At 65.0% G+C, this 1480-nt stretch carries 1 protein-coding gene; it reads right to left on the minus strand.

The annotated features are described in order from the left end of the window. The coding region (gene rlmKL, locus HSS18214_RS0106480) for a bifunctional 23S rRNA (guanine(2069)-N(7))-methyltransferase RlmK/23S rRNA (guanine(2445)-N(2))-methyltransferase RlmL (protein ID WP_016914478.1) at window positions 1–1480 on the minus strand (1480 nt) is incomplete at both ends.

The following is a 1480-nucleotide window of genomic DNA, read 5'->3' on the forward strand; positions in this document are numbered from 1 at the left end:
TGGAGTTCGAGAACGTCGGCGGGTCCATGAAGATCAGATCGAAATCGGCATTGGCCGTTTCCAGCCAGCGGAAGCAGTCGTCCCTGACCACCCGGTGCCGTCGGTGATCCAGTTGATTCAGGCTGAAGTTGTCTCTGGCCCACTCCAGGTAGGTGTTGGACATGTCGACGCTGACGCTGTCGCTGGCCCCGCCTAGCGCGGCCTGTACGGTGGCCGTGGCCGTGTAGCAGAACAGGTTCAGGAAGCGCTTGCCGCTGGCCATGTCGCCCAGCATACGCCGTACGGGGCGGTGGTCGAGAAACAGCCCGGTGTCCAGGTAGTCGCGCAGGTTGACCCACAGCCGCGCACTCCCCTCACGCACTTCGAAACGCTCGCCGCTGGCATCGCGCTTCTGGTACTGGGCGGCGCCGGTTTGCCGCTCACGACGCTTCACATAAATCTTGCTGGGGTCCACGTCCAGCGCCTCAGGCAGCACTTCCAGCGCGTCGAACAGCCGCTTTTGTGCCTGAGCAGGGTTCACGGAGCCCGGCGCGGCATACTCCTGCACGTGAACGCGGTCGCCATAGCGGTCGATGGCCAGCGCATACTCCGGCATATCGGCATCGTAGAGGCGATAGCAGGTTTCACCGCTCTGCTTGAGCCACTTTTTCAGGCGTTTCTGGTTCTTTGCCAAGCGGTTGGCAAACATCTGGGCATTTTCCGACACCGCTGGCTTGGCAGGCCGTTCCGGCGCCGGGGCCTCTGCCGTGGCGGGATTGGTGGGCGCGGCGGGCTGTCTGGCTGCGCCGATCTGCATCATCAGCAGCTTGGCATCCAGCGCACCATTCTTCAGCGCATACTGCTTATGGGCGCGCAGCCCCAAGCGATGCCCCAGGTCCGGATTGCCGGTGAACAGCGCCAGCATCCAGCCGGGGAACAGCGCCTTGGCCTTTTCCCCCAGCTGGGCATAGAGCCTGACCAGTTCCGGCAATTCGCCCAAACGCTCGCCGTAGGGCGGGTTGGTGATCAACAGGCCCTGCTCGGCGGTGAGGTCGGCGGGGCGAGTGAGCTGGGCCAGGCTTTGGCCATGCAGACTGATCAGCGCAGGAATGCCCGCACGCATGGCGTTCGACTTGGCGGCACTCAGCGCTGCAGGGCTTTGGTCGAAGCCGACCAGTGGGTTCCTGCAGCGCTTGCGGCCAATTGACGCCCGCGCTTCGGCTTCGCGCTTGAACTCACTCCAGAGCGCAGGCTCATGCCCCGCCCAGCCATGAAAGCCGAAACGCTCACGGTTGAGGTTGGGGGCCTGGTCGGCGGCCATCAACGCGGCCTCGATCAGCAGGGTGCCAGCCCCGCACAAAGGGTCCAGCAAAGGCTCGCCAGCCTTGGCGCGCTCGGGCCAGCCTGCACGCACCAGCAAGGCAGCGGCCAGGTTCTCCTTGAGCGGCGAATGCCCGACGTCACGCCGGTAGCCGCGTCGGTGAAGGCTCTCGCCGGAGAG

The sequence above is a fragment of the Vreelandella stevensii S18214 genome (assembly GCF_000275725.1).
Lineage (GTDB): Bacteria > Pseudomonadota > Gammaproteobacteria > Pseudomonadales > Halomonadaceae > Vreelandella > Vreelandella stevensii.